The 18,556-nt window shown below is 67.6% G+C and carries 13 protein-coding genes; 9 read left to right on the top strand and 4 right to left on the bottom strand.

Annotated elements, in window-relative coordinates:
- Nucleotides 1-194: 194 nt before the first annotated feature.
- The 3 genes from ACFPN5_RS23735 to cphA (ACFPN5_RS23745) all read left to right on the top strand — a co-directional run bounded on the left by ACFPN5_RS23735 (nt 195) and on the right by cphA (ACFPN5_RS23745) (nt 5,713).
- Nucleotides 195-1,325, top strand: a complete 1,131-nt coding sequence (locus ACFPN5_RS23735; protein ID WP_379786321.1) for a 6-phosphofructokinase — start codon at nt 195-197, stop codon at nt 1,323-1,325.
- A 143-nt stretch (nt 1,326-1,468) separates the two neighbouring features.
- The gene (locus ACFPN5_RS23740) at nt 1,469-2,944 is read left to right on the top strand and encodes an iron-containing redox enzyme family protein (protein ID WP_379786322.1); all 1,476 of its coding nucleotides are present in this window, start codon (nt 1,469-1,471) and stop codon (nt 2,942-2,944) included.
- A 135-nt stretch (nt 2,945-3,079) separates the two neighbouring features.
- Nucleotides 3,080-5,713 (top strand): cyanophycin synthetase, encoded by a 2,634-nt coding sequence (gene cphA / locus ACFPN5_RS23745; RefSeq protein WP_379786323.1) that lies wholly within the window; start codon nt 3,080-3,082, stop codon nt 5,711-5,713.
- Between the two features lie 118 nt (nt 5,714-5,831).
- Here the strand turns inward: cphA (ACFPN5_RS23745) and cphA (ACFPN5_RS23750) are convergent, their stop codons facing one another.
- From cphA (ACFPN5_RS23750) to ACFPN5_RS23765, 4 genes are all read right to left on the bottom strand, one after another.
- Complete coding sequence (gene cphA, locus ACFPN5_RS23750) at nt 5,832-8,423, bottom strand: cyanophycin synthetase (RefSeq protein ID WP_379786324.1); 2,592 nt, start codon at nt 8,421-8,423, stop codon at nt 5,832-5,834.
- Entirely contained in the window at nt 8,420-9,304 is an 885-nt protein-coding gene (locus ACFPN5_RS23755) for a cyanophycinase (protein WP_379786325.1), read from the bottom strand. Before ACFPN5_RS23755 ends, cphA (ACFPN5_RS23750) begins: the two co-directional genes overlap by 4 nt.
- Before the next feature lies 1 nt (nt 9,305).
- A complete protein-coding gene (locus tag ACFPN5_RS23760) occupies nt 9,306-10,214 on the bottom strand; it encodes an isoaspartyl peptidase/L-asparaginase (protein WP_379786326.1) in 909 nt (302 codons plus the stop codon).
- A 168-nt stretch (nt 10,215-10,382) separates the two neighbouring features.
- Nucleotides 10,383-10,841, bottom strand: a complete 459-nt coding sequence (locus ACFPN5_RS23765; RefSeq protein WP_379786327.1) for a DUF2244 domain-containing protein — start codon at nt 10,839-10,841, stop codon at nt 10,383-10,385.
- 233 nt (nt 10,842-11,074) lie between these two features.
- Here ACFPN5_RS23765 and ACFPN5_RS23770 point away from each other — a divergent pair, with 233 nt between their 5' ends.
- From ACFPN5_RS23770 to ACFPN5_RS23795, 6 genes are all read left to right on the top strand, one after another.
- Nucleotides 11,075-12,355, top strand: coding sequence for an Hsp70 family protein (locus ACFPN5_RS23770; RefSeq protein ID WP_379786328.1), 1,281 nt, complete (start codon nt 11,075-11,077; stop codon nt 12,353-12,355).
- A 24-nt stretch (nt 12,356-12,379) separates the two neighbouring features.
- Entirely contained in the window at nt 12,380-13,027 is a 648-nt protein-coding gene (locus tag ACFPN5_RS23775) for a 3'-5' exonuclease (RefSeq protein ID WP_379786329.1), read from the top strand.
- A 248-nt stretch (nt 13,028-13,275) separates the two neighbouring features.
- On the top strand, nt 13,276-14,667 hold the full coding sequence (locus ACFPN5_RS23780) for a tetratricopeptide repeat protein (RefSeq protein WP_379786330.1): 1,392 nt from the start codon (nt 13,276-13,278) through the stop codon (nt 14,665-14,667).
- A gap of 307 nt (nt 14,668-14,974) precedes the next feature.
- On the top strand, nt 14,975-17,113 hold the full coding sequence (locus tag ACFPN5_RS23785; RefSeq protein WP_379786331.1) for a prolyl oligopeptidase family serine peptidase: 2,139 nt from the start codon (nt 14,975-14,977) through the stop codon (nt 17,111-17,113).
- A gap of 135 nt (nt 17,114-17,248) precedes the next feature.
- On the top strand, nt 17,249-17,818 hold the full coding sequence (locus ACFPN5_RS23790; protein WP_379786332.1) for a sigma-70 family RNA polymerase sigma factor: 570 nt from the start codon (nt 17,249-17,251) through the stop codon (nt 17,816-17,818).
- The gene (locus tag ACFPN5_RS23795; protein ID WP_379786333.1) at nt 17,815-18,534 is read left to right on the top strand and encodes an anti-sigma factor; all 720 of its coding nucleotides are present in this window, start codon (nt 17,815-17,817) and stop codon (nt 18,532-18,534) included. Before ACFPN5_RS23790 ends, ACFPN5_RS23795 begins: the two co-directional genes overlap by 4 nt.
- Nucleotides 18,535-18,556: the final 22 nt, after the last annotated feature.

The following is an 18,556-nucleotide window of genomic DNA, read 5'->3' on the forward strand; positions in this document are numbered from 1 at the left end:
CCGCACTGTCGACCTCCCTATACTACGCCGCTGGCGGCGGCGCGCCAGCGCGCGCGGTTCATCGTCAATCCGGTGCAAACTAATATGCAAATCTGTTGGACAAACGGTACGCCCGTCCGTTCAACACACGGGCGCAGGCGCGCGCATCTCCGTGCTAATGTTATGCAAACGGCAAGGGCAAATGGAGGAAAGACATGGTCGATCGGCATAACGGGCGCAACAGCGGCATCGGCCGCATCGGCCTGCTCACCGGCGGTGGCGACGCGCCCGGGCTGAACGCCGTCATCCGCTCGGTCGTCCTTGCCAGCGAGCGGCTGGGCTGGGAGTGCCACGGCATCCGCGACGGTTTCAACGGCCTGCTGGCGCCCGGCGAATGCGCCGGCGAGCCGGTCTGGCGCTTATCCGCCGCCGACGTGCACGCGATCGGCCACCTCGGCGGCACCATCCTCGGCAGCACCAACCGCGGCAATCCGCTGCGTTACCCGACGCCCGGACCCGACGGCGCCCTGGTCGAGCTTGACCGCAGCGGCGAGGTCGTGGAACGCTGCCGGGCGCGCGGGGTCGATGCGCTCGTCATCGTCGGCGGCGACGGTTCCATGGGCATTGCCCAGGCCCTGCATGCGCGGGGCCTGCGCGTCGTCGGCGTGCCGAAGACCATCGACAACGACCTTGCCCACACTTTTTCCACCTTCGGCTTCGATACCGCGGTCGGTTTCGCCACCGAATGCATCGACCGCCTGCACACCACCGCCCACAGCCAGCACCGCGTGATGGTGGTCGAGGTGATGGGGCGCTATGCCGGCTGGATCGCGCTGCACGCCGGCATCGCAGGCGGCGCCCACGCGATCCTCATTCCCGAGATCCCGTACGAGGTCGGCAAGGTGGCGCAGGCCATCGCGCAGCGCGACGCCAGCGGCCACCGCCACTCGGTGGTGGTGGTTGCCGAAGGCGCCTGCGCGCGCGGCGGCGAACGGCAGCTGCGGGCAGGAGCCGTGGCTGGCCGCGCTGAGCGCCTGGGCGGGATCGGCGCGCGCCTGGAGGGCGAGCTGGCGGCCTTGACCGGCAAGGAGTGCCGCACCGTCGTGCTCGGCCACCTGCTGCGCGGCGGCAGCCCGTCGGCTTTCGACCGCGTGTGCGCCTCGCGCTTCGGTGCGGCCGCCGTGCGCGCGCTGGCTGCGGGCCATGCCGGCGTCATGGTGGCGCTCGGCTGGCAGGCGATCGAGCTGGTGCCGCTCGACCAGGTTGCCGGGCGCACCAAGGAAGTACCGGTCGATGGCGATACGGTGGCGACGGCGCGCGAACTGGGCATCAGCCTGGGCGACTGAAGGGTCTCATGTAGCCCATCCATATTATTTGTAACTTTTGTAAGTTCTGTCTTACATCCTTAGGGCACGCGTGCCGATTCGCAATGCATAGTCCAGACTGGATAATTCCGGTAATTAATCAACAAGACTATGACTGCCAGTCCATGACGCCACAACTCGTTACTGATGCTCCGGAAGTCTCCCACGTCCAACGCACCGCGCAATCCGCGGCGCATTGCGCGAAGGATCTGTATTTTGCCCTGTATGGCGACCCGCTCGGCAACGCCCGCGCCGGCGAGGCCTACCTGCGCGAGCAGATCGCCGCTGTGCAGAACATCCCGGCCGACCTGCCGCCGACGCTGGCGCAGCTGCCCGGCTGGATCGCCGCCCGCACCGAGGCCGTCGGCAAGGAGTACCGCGACTACCTGGCGGCCCGCAAGGCGGGCGCGCCGCGCCGTTATTTCAGCAACCGCAGCCACGCCCTGAACTTCATCAAGTCGGTTGCGCCGACCAAGCTGGTCGATGGCGCCTGGCTCTACGGCCTGCTCAAGCACTGGGACAATCCGGACTACCACCCGCTGATCAAGACCTATGTCGAGGAGCTGGGCGAGGGCGCGCCAAGCAAGAATCACGTCACGATCTACCGCAAGCTGCTCGCCGCCCATGACGTGGACGCCTGGGAACAGCTCGACGAAGAACACTTCGTGCAGGGCGCGATCCAGCTGGCGCTGGGCCACAATGCCGACCGCATGCTGCCGGAAATTATCGGCTACAACCTCGGTTACGAGCAGTTGCCGCTGCACCTGATGATCACCTCCTACGAGCTGAACGAATTCGGGATCGATCCGTACTATTTCACGCTGCACGTCACGGTGGACAATGCGGCCAGCGGCCACGCGCAGAAGGCGGTGCAGGCCCTGGTCGACCTGATGCCGCGCGTCGGCGACCGTGCCGCCTTCTACCGCCGCGTGATCGACGGCTACCGCCTGAACGAACTGGGCGCCAGCACGAATTCCGTCATCGCCGCGTTCGACCTGCAGGAAGAACTGGTGCGCATCCTGGCGCACAAGAGCAGCGTCGGCAAGAACATGCACTCCGACTATTGCCGCGTCGCGGGCCGCTCGGTTAACGACTGGCTGGGCGACCCGGCGCAAATCCCTGGCTTCCTCGGCGCCCTGGAGAGCGCGGGCTGGATCAAGCGTGGCGAAGATGTCGAGCACAGCCGTTTCTGGAAGCTGGTGCATGGCGAACGCGCCGAGATGTTCGGCGTCTTTTCCGCCTACGAGCAGCAGGTGCTGCGCGACTGGATCATCACCCCGCCAGGCGGGGCCAGGAACGTCAAGGAAGCGCGCGTGCTGACCCACCGCGCGCGCCAGCGCACCCTCGACAACCTTGGTGAACACCTCGACCGCAGCAGCCAGTTCCCGGAACGCGGGCTGATCCGCCGCCGCCCGGCGCGCGACACGGATCGCGACAGCGGGGGCGACAACGAGCTCGGCCTGCTCGAGCAGCGGGTTGCCGCAGCCGCCGGCAAGGCTGAAGCGATGACGCTCCTTGCCGAACTGATGTCGCCTGCGCATCACCACAGTGCGGCGGGCCTGATGGCCACGCGCATGTACGCGCAACTGCTGGACATCTGACCGCACTCTGAAAAAACTGGCCGCAGGCCGGCTGCCCCCTGGGCAGGCGACCTGCGGCCACGCTGCGGGCGGCTGGGCTGCCGGCAACGCCTTAAATATAATCAAAACAATAATTCGAACTATAGGGACATTTCTGTGTACATCCTCGAACAACGATTCCTGCGCGGTCCGAACATCCACGCCGATACCCCATGCCTGCTGAGCGTGGTGGACCTGGAAGACCTGTACGGCATTTCCTCCAAAGATATTCCCGGCTTTAACGACGCCCTGCTGGCGATGCTGCCCGCCCTGAATGGCCAGCTGGTGCCCTCGGGCCAGCCGGGCGGCTTCGCCCAGCGCCTGCGCGCCGGCACCTACCTGGCGCGCGTCATCGAACAGGTGACTTTGAGCTTGCAGTCGATGGCGGGCCCGGCCGTCGGCTATGGCCGCACCCGTCCGGCCCTCGGGCGCCCGGGCCAGTTCCGCATCGTCGTCCAGTACGCTATCGAAAAGCTGGCCGAGCCGTCCTTCCAGATGGCGAGCGACCTGGTGACCGCGCTCGCCCGTGGCGAAGCCTTCGAGTTCGAGCCGCGCATGCAGGAGCTGCGCGCGCTTGGCTCGCGTTATTCGATCGGCACCAGCACCGCTGCGGTGCTCGCCGCCGCCCACGAGCGTGGCATCCCGAGCCAGCGCATCACCGACGAAGCCAACCTGTTCCAGCTCGGCTGGGGCTCGAAGCAGAAGCGCCTGCAGGCCACGACCACCGGCGACACCAGCTATGTCGCGGTGAAAATCGCCAGCGACAAGCAGCTCACCAAGGCCCTGCTGCAGGAGGCCGGCGTGCCGGTGCCCGAAGGCGGCACCGTCACCACCGTCGAAGAAGCCCAGCGCATCGCGCGCCGCCTGCGCGTGCCCGTCACGCTCAAGCCGCTCGACGGCAATCAGGGCAAGGGCGTGACCACCAGGTGCACCACCCCCGAGGAAGTGGCGCGCGCCTTCGAGTTCGCGCGCGAATACGGTCGCCGGATCATCGTCGAGCGCTTCGTGGAGGGGCGCGACTACCGCGTGCTCGTCGCCGGCGGGCGCATCGCGGCAGCTTCGTTCCGGCGCCCGGCCCATGTGGTGGGCGACGGCGTCAGCACCATTACCGAACTGGTGGAAATCGAGAACCAGAACCCGGCGCGCGGCGCTGGCCACAGCAACATCCTCACGCGCCTGGCCCTCGACGCCCATGCCGAGGACATGCTGCGCCGCCAGGGCTATGCCCCCGATGCGGTCCCGGCGCCCGGCGTGTGCGTGGAATTGCGCAGCAACGCCAACCTGTCGACCGGCGGCACTGCCGAAGACTGCACCGACCGGCTGCCTGAATCCACGCGCGCGCTGTGCGTGCGCGCCGCCAGCAAGATCGGCCTGGACGTGGCCGGCATCGACATCGTCTGCCAGGACATCGCGGTGCCGCTGGACGAGCAGGGCGGCGCCGTCATCGAAGTCAACGCCGCGCCGGGCATCCGCATGCACCAGCACCCAAGCGCCGGTGCGCCGCGCGACGCCGGCGCGGCGATCATCGAGGGCCTGATGGGCCCCTCGAACGGCCGCATCCCGGTGGTGGCCGTCACCGGCACCAACGGCAAGACCACCACCACCCTGATGATCGGCCACACCGCGCGTGTCGCCGGCCTGGGCACGGGCGTGACCACTACCGAAGGCGTGTTCGTGAACGGCAAGCGCCTGGTGAAGGGCGACTGCACCGGCTACTGGTCGGCGCGCACCATCCTGTCGGCGCCGGACGTCGACTTCGCCGTGCTGGAAACGGCGCGCGGCGGCATCCTGAAGCGCGGCCTGGCCTTCGACCAGTCGGATGTCGGCGTGGTGTTGAACGTAGCCCCTGACCACCTGGGCCTGGACGGCATCGACACCATCGAAGACCTGGCGCAAGTGAAGGCGGTGGTGGCCTCGTCGGCTGCGAAAGCGGTGGTCCTGAATGCCGAGGACGCGCTGTGCGTGCAGATGGTGCGCCGCGCCAGGCCGGGCGCCGAGATCATCTTCTTCTCGATGGAACCGGAAAACCCGGTCCTGCTCAAGCACCTCGAAGACGGCGGGCGCGGCACCTATGTGCTGGACAACGCGATCGTGATCGCCGACGGCATGCGCCAGCAGGAGCTGATGCGGGTCGAAGCGATGCCGGCCTCCTTTGGCGGCCTGGCGCGCTACAACATCGCCAACGCCCTCGCGGCCGCGGCGGCGCTGATGGCCGCGGGCTTCTCGAACATCCAGATCGCCGCGGGCCTGTCTACTTTTGTGTCGGACACCAAGACCAATCCGCTGCGCACCAACGTGTTCGACGTGCGCGGCGTGACCGTGATCGTCGACTACGCGCACAACCCGGCGGCCTATGCGGCCCTGTCCGAAATGGCGCGCGCGCTGCTGCCCGGCCAGCTGGTGGGCATCGTCACCGCCCCGGGCGACCGCCGCGACAGCGACCTGGTCCAGATCGGCGAAGTCTGCGGCGAGCGTTTCGACGAACTGGTGATCTATGAGTCGCAGAGCCGTGGCCGCCCGGTGGGCGGCGCGGTCGACCTGATCATGCAGGGCGCCGAGAACGTCGTCGGGCCATCGGACACGCTGCACCGTGAGATCGAGGTGGACAAGGCGATCCGGCTCGGACTGTCCCTGTGCCGGCCTGGGGACGTGCTGGTGTTCGCCTGCGGGACATCGATCCAGACCTTCATCGACGCGCTGCGCGTGGATGATCCGGAGAGTGCGGACAAGATCGCGGCGCAGACGATTTGATTGGTGGCGATCGCAAGACAGAACCCCGTCGCGTGCGGGGTTTTTCATTTCAAGGGGGCGTAGGGTAAAAAAAGGCGGCCCATCGGGCCGCCAATCCACACACACTACTTCACGAAGCTCACACCGCTTCCGCCTCGATCCGCTGCGCGATCTCCGGCCTGGTCGGCCGCAGCGCCTCGGTCAGTTCCGAGATCGACGAGCCGCAGCCGAACACCAGCACGTCGCCCGTCTGACACAGAGCCAGGCCGCGGCGTATCGCCCGGTGCACGTTCAGTTCGACCGTGAGCTTGTCGGCGGCGATGCGGCCCGAACGGGCGCCCTGCGCCAGCAGCGTGGCGACCTCGCCCTCGCCGCGGCCGCGCTTTTCGGTTTCGTAGACGACCAGGTCGTCGAAACCGGCGGCGCAGGTGCGGCCGACGTCCACCAAGTCGGCGTCGCGGCGGTCGCCCGGCGCGGCGACGACCCCTACAACCCGGCCCGGCGTCATCGCGCGCGCCGTTTCGGCCAGCGCGGCATAGGCGGCGCAGTTGTGCGCGTAGTCGACGATGACGGTCACGCCATCGACGTCGAACAGGTTCGAGCGCAGCGGATTGTGCTTGCTGTCGGAAACAAAACTGCGCATGCCGTCGACGATCTCGGCGTTACCGAAGCCGCTCGCGGCCAGGGCGGCGGTCGCCGCCAGCGCGTTGGCGATGTTGTAGCGCGCGCAGCCGCCGAGCGAGACCGGCATCTGGCGCACGTCGACGAGGGCCTCGTGGCGTGCGCCGGTGGCCAGCACGACGGTGTTGTCCTCGAGGTAGACGCCGCGCCCGCCGCGCTCCAGGTGGCGCAGCAACACGGGGTTGTCTTCGTCGAGCGCGAAGTAGAGCACCTCGACATGTTCCGCCAGCTCCTTGGCCATCGCGACGCAGTAATCGTCCTCGGCGTTCAGCACCACGGCGCGCGAGGCGCGCTGGGCGACGACGGCTTTCACGCGCGCCAGCTCGTCGACGGTCTCGATGCCGTCCAGCCCGAGGTGGTCGCTCGACACGTTCAGCACCACCGACACGTCGCAGCGGTCATAAGCCAGGCCGCGCTTCAGGATGCCGCCGCGCGCCGTCTCCAGCACCGCGAAGTCGACCTCCGGCGAGGCCAGGATGCTGCGCGCCGAGCGGTAGCCGGTGCAGTCGCCCTTCATCGTCAGTTGGCCGTCGATGTAGACGCCTTCGGTGGTGGTGACGCCCGTGCGCAGGCCCGCCAGGCGGGCGGCGTGCGCGATCAGGAGCGAGGTCGTGGTCTTGCCGTTGGTGCCGGTAATGGCGATCACGGGAATGCGGCCGTCGTCCTGGCCGAACAGCGCGTCGACAATCGCCGCGCCGGCGTCGCGCGGCGTGCCGCGGCTCGGGTACTGGTGCATGCGGATCCCCGGCGCGGCATTGACCTCGATGATGCCGCCGCCCTGCTCGCGCAGCGGCAGTGCGATGTCCTGGCAGATGACGTCGATGCCGGCCACGTCCAGCCCGATGGTGCGGGCGGCACGAATGCAGATCTCGCGGGTTTCTTCCGGCAGCAAATCGGTCACGTCTTCGGCGGTGCCGCCGGTGGACAGGTTGGCGTTGCCGCGCAGGTCGGCGCTGACCCCTGCCGGCAGCACGGAATCGAAGCCGTAGCCCTGTTTCGCCAGCGTGGCCGCCGCCAGGTCGTCCATCGGGATCCTGGTGAGGATGTTGGTGTGACCGTCGCCGCGTGCCGGATTGCGGTTCTCCAGCTCGACCAGCTCGCGTACGGTGGACCTGCCGTCGCCCGTCACGCAGGGCGGACGCCGCCACGACGCTGCCGCGATCTTGTTCCCCGTCACCAGCACGCGGTAATCGCGTCCGGCCAGGAATTCCTCGACGATCACATGGCGCCCGTACTTGCGCGCGTGTTCAAAGGCGCGCTCGACTTCTTCGGGCGTGGTGCAGGTCGTGGTCACGCCCTTGCCCTGGTTGGCGTCGAGCGGCTTGATCGTGGCCGGGCCGCGCAGCTTGCGCGCGACACGCTGGGCGTCCTCCAGCCTGGTGACGGTGGCGCCGCCTGGGACCGGCACGCCGGCCTGCTCGAGCAGGGTCTTGGTCAGCTGCTTGTCGCTGGCGATGCCGACCGCGATCGAGTTGGTCGCGCCCGTGATCGTGGCCTGCAGGCGCTTCTGGCGGCTGCCCCAGCCGAGCTGGAACAGGTTCGCCTCGTCGGTGATGCGCAGGGCCGGGATGCCGCGGCGCAGGGCGGCGTTGACGACCGCGCCGGTGCTGGTGCCGATCGCGTAGTCCTGGGCCGTCTCCTGCAGGGCCGCGAGCGCCGGCGCAACGTCGTAGTCTTCGCCCCTGGCCAGCGCCTCGATCATGGCGATGGCCACTTCCAGCGCCTGTCCCGCGACCTGCTCGGTGCGGTATCCGCACACGGCGCGGCGGGCGCTGGCCTTGCGCGGCAGGGCCTGCGTCTGGCTGAATTCGGCGGGCGCTCCGGCCATGCGCTGCAGTTCCATCACGACTGGTTCAACGGCATCGGCCAGGCAGGCCAGGTCGGCCAGACGCGCCGAGCTTTGCGCCGGCAGGCCGGGCAACAGGGCGAGCAGGCGCGCGCCGAAACCAGGCGCCGGTTCGGTAGCAGCGCCGCTGATGACGGCCATCAGGCACGGTGCGGCGCTGAACAGATTTGGGCCGCGAAGGAAGCGTTTTTCGAGGATTCTCATGAGATCGGGTTCCGTTTTGTTACAGTTTCCAAAAATTCGCGCAGCGCCGGCGACATCGGCCGGTTGCCCGGTTCGGCGTCGGTTGGCAGGTACCAGCGGCTGCCCGCCGGCAGCAGGTGCAGGCGCACGTCGATCAGTTCCGGCGTGGCGTGGTCGCGGATGTCGGCGATGTTGGTGTCCATCGTGCGGCCGTCGACGACGGTGACCGAGCCTTCGCCCACCACTTCGATGCCGCGTCCGCGCTCGATGATGAGGGCCGTGTCTTCATCGATGCCGATGCCCTGCAGGTAAGGGTTGTGGGCCACCACCGAAAGCAGGCGCGCCAGGCGCTGGCGCTCCGAGAAATGCTGGTCGATGACGACGCGGTGCAGGAAGCCCAGGCCCGCGCCAAGGCTGACCGCCCCTTTTTGCGGCAGCAGGTCAGTCTTGCCCTGGGCCAGCATGTGGCCCGACATGGCCGAGGCGCCGGCGCTGGTGCCGCCGATGCAGGCGCCGCGCACCTTCAGCGCGGTGTGCATTTCGGCGTCGAGCGAGGTGCCGCCGATGATCGCCAGCAGGCGTTTCTGGTCGCCGCCGGTCATGAAGATCCCGTCGGCCTCGGCCACCATGCGCACCTTGGCTTCGTCGTTGGCGTCCTGGCGGCTCACCAGCGGCAGGTGGAAGCGCTGCTTCACGCCGAGGTCGCCGAAGGCCTGGTCGTAGATCTCCCACATGTCGTCGGCGATCGTGCTCGCGGCCGTGATGACGACGATGCGCGCGTCCGGGCCGCCGGCCAGTTCCACGAAGCGGGCCAGGATGGCCTTGTCGTGCTTGCGGTCCTCGCCGCCGCCGATGATGACCAGGTGGCCATGCGATGAGGTCTGGTGGGGCGTTGTCTTCATGTTATTCGACGATCGTTCCGGTTGGCATATGGGTGTTGCTGCACGAGGCTGCCTCGGTCTTGGTGACGGCGATCAGCCCGGTGTCGGCGTCCTTGTCGATCAGGTCGATGCCGCGTTGCAGCGCCTGCTGCAGCGGCATGCCCTGTTCGATCCAGCCGTAGACCGTGCGCGCCAGCAGGTGGCGCATGATGTGCTCGCCGATGCCGGTCGCCGCGATCGCGCCCAGCGGCCCGGCATAGAAGCCGCTGCCGATGATCGGGGTGTCGCCCACCCGCCCGAGCAGCGAGGGTGCCGAGCCGCCGGTCGAGCCGGCCACCGCGAAGTGGCCGTCGGGGCCGCGCACGACGGCGCCGACGGTATCGTGCGCCGCGCTCGGCGGCAGCTGCAGCGGCGTCTTGTAGTTCCAGAAGCGCTCGAACAGGAGATTGTCGATACCGGGCATCATGGGAACCGAGCCGGCCAGTTCCTTCAGCACCTGGTTGTGCTTCTCGCGCTGGCTGTCGCGGATCGGCTGCGAACGCTCCAGTCCCATGGCGCGCGCGAAGCGGTCGGCGCCTTCGCCGGCGAGCAGCACGTGCGGCGTGTCCGCTACCAGGCGCGCGAGCCGGACCGGGTTGCGCACATCGCGCACGCCGGCGACCGCGCCTAGATGCCCGCGGGTGTCCATGATGGAGGCGTCCATTTCGATGGTGGCCCCGTCGAGGCACAACACCGCGCCGGTACCGGCGTTAAAGCGTTCGTCTTCTTCCAGTACGACGACCGCGGCAATGGCCGCGTCGAGGGCGTCCCCGGTTTCGAGCATTTTTTCGCGGCCGCGGCGGGCGGCGAGTTCACAGCCGTCGGTGAACTCCAGCGGTTCGCCGGCGCCCCCGTGCGTGACGATGGCAAAGCCATGCAGCTTGGTACTCATTGCGTAGTCCCCTCGTATTGCCCTGCTGTTTCCCCCTGCGCTTGTGACGAGGGGCTATAGTGCAGCGCTATGTAATTAATAGAGAATTATGCGAGCGGGGATAGAAAACACCTATCGGTTGCGTCGCCGTGTGAATGTAAGAGGAAACTTACAACGAAGACAACATTTTCACGGGTGCAAGCGGGCGGGATGGGAGCGCAGCGCGCGGTGGATTTCCTGGGCTACCTGGACACGTATCGGCTCGGAGACATAGCTGCCGACCTCGACGCTCACGTCGCGCGATTCGAGCCGGATCAGCTTCTGGGCGCGCGGCACGGGCGCATGCACCCGCAGGCGCAGCGGATCGAGCCGGATTTCCTGGCGGCGGCCGGCGTCGATGCGCTCGACGACCAGGCAGCTGTCGAACAGCGCAATGCGTTCCACATCCAGCGCGTGGCGCGCGTAGTGCAGCAGCGCGAGCCCGACGGCCAGCATTTCGACCAGCGCGAATGCCAGCACGATCCAGATACCCTGCAGCAGGAAGACCAGCGCGATGCTGAAGGAGGCAGCGCAGAGCAGGGCATAGACGGCGCCCGACTGGCGCGGCGTCAGCGAACAATTGCGTTTCAGGACCCAGTAGTTGGCCATGGTCACGGCTCCGGACGGCGGGTGCCTTTCAGTATAGCCAAGGCGCCCGGTGGTCGCCGCGCGTGACGGGCGCGCAACGCCGCTTCCTGACCATTCGCAAGGGCAAGTAGATTCTGGTAAGATATCGCCCCTTAAAAGCGCGCCCCTTAAAAGAGCACTCCTTCAATGCGCGTCCATTCAAAGCGCGATTCTTCAAGCGCGCCCTTTCAAAACGCGCTCCGGCAAAGGCACACATGACGAACGCTTGCGGCGTCGACTTCGGTACGTCGAATTCCACGGTTGGCTGGATTGGCTCAGGCAGGAAGCTTGCTCCCGCGGGTTCGCCGGGCGCGAGTTCGCTGCTCGCCCTCGAAGACGGTAAGCCGACGCTGCCGTCGGTCGTCTTCTTCAATGCGGACGACGAAGAGGTGCGCTATGGGCGCGCGGCCCTGGCCGACTACCTGGCCGGCTACGAAGGCCGCCTGATGCGCTCGCTTAAAAGCCTGCTCGGCACCAGCCTGATGGACGGCCAGACCGAGGTGGCGGGGCGTTCGCTGCCGTTCCGCCTGCTGCTGGCCCAGTTCATCGGCGAGGTCAAGCGCCGAGCCGAGGAGCAGGCCGGGCGCGGCTTCGAGCACGCCGTGTTCGGCCGCCCGGTCTTTTTCATCGACGACAACGGGCAAGCCGACCAGCTGGCCGAAGACACCCTGGCCGAGGTGGCGAAGAGTGTCGGTTTCCGCGAAGTGTCCTTCCAGTACGAGCCGATCGCCGCCGCCTTCGACTACGAATCGCAGATCGACCGCGAGGAACTGGTCCTGATCGCCGACATCGGCGGTGGCACCTCCGACTTTTCGCTGGTGCGCCTGGGCCCGGGCCGCGCCGGCAAGCTCGACAGGCGCGACGACATCCTCGCCACCGGCGGCGTGCACATCGGCGGCACCGACTTCGACAAGTACCTGAGCCTGGCGTCTGTGATGCCGCTGCTGGGCTTTCGCAGCGCCCTGCGTTCCGGTGCCGAGATTCCGTCGAGCTATTACTTTAACCTGGCCACCTGGCACACGATCAACCAGGCCTATACACGCAAGAGCATCGGCCAGCTCGACGAACTGGCGCGCGATGCGCGCGAGCCAGGCAAGCTTGCCCGCTTGAAGCACCTGATCGACGAGCGCGCCGGCCACTGGCTGGCGATGCAGGTCGAAGGCGCGAAGATCGGCCTGTCCTCGAGCGAGGTGGTGACGCTCGAGCTGGACCGCCTGGCGCCGCCGGAAAACCTGCTGGTCGAACGCGCTACCTTCGAAGACGCGATCGCCCAGCTGCTGGGCAGCATCGACGCCACCGTGCTGCGCCTGCTGGCGGACGCCGGCGTGGCCGCGGGCGCGGTCGACACCGTGTTCTTCACCGGCGGCTCGAGCGGCGTGGGCCTGCTGCGCGCACGCATCGGCGCCCTGGTGCCCGACGCGCGCAAGGTCGAGGGCGACCTGTTCGGCAGCATCGGGGCCGGACTCGCACTGGACGCCCTGCGCAAATTCGGTTAAGAGTGTCAAAGGAAAAGGATCGCCATGACCATATTTGAACGCCCCATCGTGATGCTCGACTTCGAGACCACGGGCCTGTCTCCCGCGATGGGCGACCGCATTACCGAAGTGGCGGCGCTGCGCATCGTCGGCGGGCGCGTGGTCGACCGCTATGTCTCGCTGGTCAACTGCGGCGCGCGCATCCCGGCCTTCATCACCGGCCTGACCGGGATCACGCAGGAGATGGTCGATGCGGCGCCGCCTGCACGCACCGTCGTGCCGGAACTGCTCGACTTCATCGGCGCCGACACGCTGTCGGCCCACAATGCCAGCTTCGACGAGAAATTCCTGGTGGCGGAAAGCGAGCGGCTCGGCCGCGCCTGCGGCCACGTGGGACTGGTATGCTCGCTGAAGCTGTCGCGCCGCGTCTTTCCGGGCATGCCGAGCTACAAGCTGGGCCAGCTGTCGCGCCAGCTCGGCATCGCCTTTCGCAGCGCGGCCCACCGCGCCGAAGCCGATGCCGAAGTGGCGGCCGAAGTGCTGATCCACATCGGCCGCCATCTCGGCTCGAACTACGGCCTGGCGCAGGTCACGCCGGACCTGCTGGTGTCGGTCAACAGGCTCGCCGCGGCCAAAGTGCATGGCTACCTGGGCAAGTACGCCGCCGAAAAAAACGCCGCACACCCCGCCTGACGGGCGGAAGGGACGGCCACGGCGACGGGGCCCGGATGGGCCCGCCGGTTTTTTTTCATGTATGCGCACGCCTGCACGATTGCGCGCAGTCAAACCCGGGCCGCATCCTAGTCATTAAAATTTTGTTAATACTTATGAGGCCGCTTACCGCGCGGCCAACAGCCGATGCAGTCTTGTGGCGCTCCATATAGTGTCATGAGCTGCGCTATGCCCGCTTGCATTGCCGACGTCCCACCTGGGAGAAGGACATGAACCGCCAGAAGCTCCAGAACGAGAGCCAGCAGACCTATATGTGGTTCCGTGAGGCGGCCGAGCGTGGCAATGCCTATGCCCAGTTCAACCTCGGCCTGATGTACAAGAAGGGCAATGGCGTACCGCGCGACGACGCCCTGGCCGTGCGCTGGCTGCGCATGGCGGCGCTGCAGGGCCTGGCTTTCGCCCAGAACCACCTCGGCGCCATGTATTACCACGGCCGCGGCGTGCAGCGCTGCGACACCGAGGCGGCGCGCTGGTTCCGCCGCGCCGCCGAGCAGGGCGACGCGTCCGCCCAGCAGAACCTGGGCCACATGTGCCGCCAGGGCCGCGGCGTGGCCGTCGATCCCGAGCGCGCCCTGTCCTGGTACTACCGGGCGGCCGAGCAGGGCATGGCCGGCGCCCAGAACCAGCTCGGCGAATGCTACCTGTACGGCAATGGCGCTGCCATCAACTATCCCCTGGCGATGGCCTGGTTCCGCAAGGCCGCGCTGCAGGACGACGCGCCGGCGCAGCTGAACCTGGGCATGATGTACAAGCGCGGGCAGGGCGTCGAGGCGAGCGACAGCCAGGCCCTGTACTGGCTGCGCAAGGCCGCCGCCGCCGGCGAACGCGGCGCCCAGCGCGAACTCGGCATCGCCTACGCCGAAGGGCAGGGCGTGCGTGCCGACCCCCGCCGCGCCTGCGCCTGGCTGCAGCGTGCCGCCGGCCACGGCGACCGCGAGGCGCAGTTTCGCCTCGGGACCATGTTCGCCAAGGGCGGTGGCGTCGAACGCGACGATGCGCGCGCCCTCGACTGGTACATGCGCGCCGCAGGGCAGGGCCACATGGGCGCCCAGTACAACCTGGCCAACATGTACGCCTGCGGCCGCGGGGTCGAGCCCGATCCGAAGCAGGCCTTCGAGTGGTACCGGCGGGCGGCCGAGCAGGGCGCGGCGAATGCCCAGTTCAGCCTCGGCGTCATCTACGCCAACGGCCAGGGCGTCGATAAAGACGATGTGCGCGCTGCCCAGTGGTACCGCCTCGCCGCCGAGCAGGGCGACGCCAGCGCCCAGAACAACCTCGGCGTCATGTACGCCAGCGGCCAGGGCGTGGCCCATGACGACCGCCTCGCCGTGTACTGGTACGAGCAGGCCGCCGAGCAGGGCCACGCGCTCGCCCAGTACAACCTCGGCGGCATGTACGGCAGCGGCCTCGGTGTCGCGCGCGACCCGGTACGCGCCTACATGTGGATGCTGCTCGCGGCCGAAGGCGGTGACGCCACCGCCAACGTCAACAAGACCATCGTCGCCCGCCGCCTGAGCCCCTCCGAAATCGGCTGGGCGCTCGACCTGTCGCACAAGTGGCGGCTGAGCCACCGCGACGTCCTGCCGCAGCGGCAACCGTAGGGGTGATCGAGGCCAATGGCCTCGATCACGGGTTCACCGGTCGGCTCCACCCGGGTGTTTGACCAACCTGCGACCTGAACGCCGCCCACGCGTTCAACCGGCTCCAGATACCTCGCGTCGTCTCGGGCGTGCGTTGAACGCGTGGGCGGCGCGTCAGCCGCGTGAATGCCCCCTTTCGGGTGGAGCCGACCACCCTACGGGCTACGCCACCGGCGCGACGAGTTCTCGGCGATATCGCTTCCCGCCGAGTTTCGCGCTATGATGCCCGTCGGCACATTTCGCCTTTCACGACTCTGTAGAGAACAATATGCACATGAGACATGCAACGCTCGCCGTCGCCCTGATGGCCGCTTTCAGCGCAGTGCAGGCCGCCGCACCAGCGGCCTGCGCAACGGGCTCGGCAGTGACCTACCCGGTTACCCAGAAAGTCGCGCAGACTGACAACTACCACGGCACGACCATTGCCGACCCGTACCGCTGGCTGGAAGACGCCAACAGTGCGCAGACCAAGGGATGGGTCGACGCCCAGAACGCGGTGACGCAAGGCTACCTCGGGCAGATCCCGCAGCGCGAAGCGATCCGCCAGCGCCTGACCAAGCTGTGGAACTACGAGCGCTATTCGGTGCCTTCGAAGGATGGCGGCCGCTACTTCTACACCCGCAATGACGGGCTGCAGAACCAGTCGGTGCTGTACACGATGAAGAACCTGGGCGACGAACCGCGCATGCTGCTCGACCCGAACAAGCTGGCCGCCGACGGCACGGTCGCCCTGGCCGGCGCCGAAGTGTCCCCGGACGGCAAGCTGCTGGCCTACGCCACCGCCGCGTCGGGTTCGGACTGGAACGAGATCCGCGTGCGCAACATCGAGACCGGCAAGGACCTGGCCGACCACGTCAAATTCGTCAAGTTCTCGAACACGGCCTGGACGAAGGACGGCAAGGGCTTCTTCTACAGCCGCTACGACGAGCCGAAGGAAGCGACCAAGCTGGCCGACGTCAACTACTTTCAGAAGCTGTACTACCACCGCATCGGTACCCCGCAGAGCGCCGACACCCTGGTCTATGACCGCGCCGACCAGAAGGAATGGGGCTTCAGCGGCCAGACCACCGACGACGGCCGCTACCTCGTCATCACGACCACAAAAGGCACCGCGCCGAAATACCGCGTGTCCTACAAGGACTTGTCCAGGCCCGATTCGAAAGTGGTCGACCTGATCGACAACTTCGACGCCGGCTACGACTTCATCGACAACGTCGGCAGCGTGTTCTACTTCAGCACCGACCGCAAGGCGCCGAAGAAGCGCATCGTCGCGATCGACGTCAGCCAGCCTGGCGAAGCGAACTGGAAGGAAATCGTCGCCGAGAACGCCGACACGCTGGCCGGCGCCGACATCATCAACAACCAGCTGGTCCTCGAATACCTGAAGGATGCGCGCAGCGTCGTGCGCGTGCATGACCTCAAGGGCAAAGCGGTGCGCGAGATCGCGCTGCCGGGTATCGGTACCGTCGGCGGCCTGTCGGGCAAGCGCGGCGAGGCTGAGACCTTCTACTCGTTCACGGGCTTCACCACGCCGACCACGATCTACCGGCTGAACCTGAAGACCGGCCAGAGCACCGTGTTCCGCCAGCCAAAGGTTGATTTCAACCCGGCGGACTACGAAACGCGCCAGCAGTTCTTCACGAGCCGCGACGGCACCAAGGTGCCGATGTTCATCGTCTCGAAGAAGGGCATCAAGCTCGACGGCAGCAACCCGACCTACCTGTACGGCTACGGCGGCTTCAACATCTCGATGACCCCGGGCTTCTCGCCGGCCAACCTGGCCTGGATGGAAATGGGCGGCGTGTACGTGGTGGCCAACCTGCGCGGCGGCGGCGAGTACGGCGAATCCTGGCACCAGGCTGGCACCAAGCTGCAAAAGCAGAACGTGTTCGACGACTTCATCGGCGCGGCCGAGTGGCTGGTGGCGAACAAGGTGACCTCGCCGGCCAAGCTGGCGATTGGCGGCGGCAGCAACGGCGGCCTGCTGGTCGGCGCGGCGATGACCCAGCGCCCGGACCTGTTCGGCGCGGCGATCCCGATGGTCGGCGTGCTGGACATGCTGCGCTTCCACAAGTTCACCATCGGCTGGGCCTGGACCTCGGACTACGGCTCGGCGGACAACCCGGAAGAGTTCAAGGCCCTGGTCAAGTATTCGCCGCTGCATAACCTGAAAGCCGGCACGTCCTACCCGGCGACGATGATCACCACCGCCGACCACGACGACCGCGTGGTGCCCGCGCACAGCTTCAAGTTCGCGGCCGCCGCCCAGGCGGCCCAGGCCGGCTGCAACCCGGTGCTGATCCGCATCGACGTCAAGGCCGGCCATGGCGCCGGCAAGCCGACCACGAAGCAGATCGAGGAAGTGGCGGATCGCTGGGGCTTCCTCAGCAAGGCGCTCAAGATGTAATCAGGTGTTGTCATGTTGTATTGTCACTTGTAGAGTGATCTTCGCCCGCCTGCGCCCTGTGGCACAGGCGGGCGTATCCGGAAATCGAGGCCGCCGCAAGGCGGCCCGCGACGTCGACGAGGAAGGCAGTGCCCGATGAATGCGGCGGACGATTTCGACTATGATGCGGCACTGGCCGCCTGCGCACGCGGCGACCAGCAGGCCCTGCGCAGCATCTACGACAGGGACGCCCGCGGGCTGCTCGGTGTCGCACTGCGCATCCTGCGCCGGCGCCAGCTGGCCGAAGACGTGCTGCACGACGCTTTCCTGAATATCTGGACCAAGGCACGCAGCTTCGATCCGGCCAGGGGCGAAGGCCGCGGCTGGATCTACAGCATCGTGCGCCACCAGGCACTGAGCGTGGCCCGTAGCAGCGGGCGCGAAGTCCAGGCCGGCGAGGATGCGCTCGACGCGCTCGATGCATCCAACGCCGAATCGGCCGCCACCGGTGCGGGACTGGTCGACGCCTTCGAGCGCCAGCAGGACCTCGGCAGGCTGCACGACTGCCTCATCAGGCTGGACGCGTCCAAGCGCGACAGCATCCTCTACGCCTACGTCGACGGCTGCTCGCACGCCGAGATCGCAGCGCGCATGCAGTCGCCGCTGGGCACCATCAAGGCGTGGATCAAGCGCGGACTGAGCGCCCTGAAGGAGTGCATGGGATGACCAGCCCCGGAGAAAACGAAGACCGCGAACTGGAAGACCGCGAGCTGGCCGGCGAATACGTGCTCGGCACCTTGTCCGCGGGCGAACGCAGGCGGGTCGAGCTCGCCTTGCCGCACGACCCGGCCTTGCGCGCCGCCGTGCAGGAGTGGGAGGAGCGCTTGCTGCCCTTGACCCGGCTGGCCGAGCCGGTGGAGCCTTCTCCGGGCTTGTGGACGCGGGTCGAAGCATCGCTCGCAGCAGCTGGCAGGCCGGCACGCGTTGTCCCCGGTCCGCCCTGGTGGGAAAACCTGAAGCTGTGGCGCGGCCTGGCCGCTGCCGGCTTTGCGGCCGCGGCGATGCTGGCGGTCGTCCCGCGCCTGCAGCCGCCCGAGGCAACGCCACCTTACATGGTCGTGCTCGCGGCGCCGAACAATATGGCGCCCGGCTGGATCCTGCAGGCCCAGGCAGGCGGCGCGCTGAAACTGGTTCCGCTCGGGACGACCGAGGTACCGCCGGACAAGGCGCTGCAGTTGTGGACCAAGGCCGACACCTGGAAAGGCCCGGTGTCGCTCGGGCTGGTCCAGCCAGGGCAGCCGGTCGAGGTGTCGCTCGCCAGCCTGCCGCCGCTGCAGCCGAACCAGCTCTTCGAAATTACGCTCGAGCCGAAGAACGGCTCGCCGATCGGGCGCCCGACCGGCCCGATCCTCTTCATCGGCCGCGCCGTACGGATGCTGTAGCTTTTGGCCAGCCCAGCGCGGT

It is taken from the genome of Massilia niabensis (genome assembly GCF_042655085.1).
GTDB classification, from domain to species: Bacteria; Pseudomonadota; Gammaproteobacteria; order Burkholderiales; family Burkholderiaceae_D; genus Telluria; species Telluria niabensis.